Consider the following 338-nt stretch of genomic DNA (forward strand, 5'->3'; position numbering starts at 1 on the left):
CCGTGGGCCCCTAAAACTTTAGCAGACTCATGGGCGAAAAGTTCGGAATTATAGCGGGAATCAAAACTGATGGCTACCCCCCGTTGTTTGGTGGTATCATCTAGGGTATCCATAAATCGGGCTAAGCCTTCGGTAGCCTGGCGCACGGTATAAATATTCATGCGATTGATCCCAGGACCCAAAACCCCCCGCATACCGGCGGTGCCAAATTCCATGGGTGCCGTGAAAGCATCTTCTAAGGCTTTAGGGTCATCTGCCATTTCTTTTAATTGAGCCTTTAAATCCAAGTCCAAGTTTTGGGCCTTTTGCCATAATTGATAATTATCTTGCCAACTCAT

The 338-nt window shown here is 47.0% G+C and carries 1 pseudogene; it reads right to left on the reverse strand.

Going from position 1 to position 338, the window contains the following annotated elements:
- Positions 1–338: pseudogene (locus FC83_RS13465) on the reverse strand (phospho-sugar mutase); the annotation flags it as partial.

The sequence above is a fragment of the Agrilactobacillus composti DSM 18527 = JCM 14202 genome (assembly GCF_001436375.1).
GTDB classification, from domain to species: Bacteria; Bacillota; Bacilli; order Lactobacillales; family Lactobacillaceae; genus Agrilactobacillus; species Agrilactobacillus composti.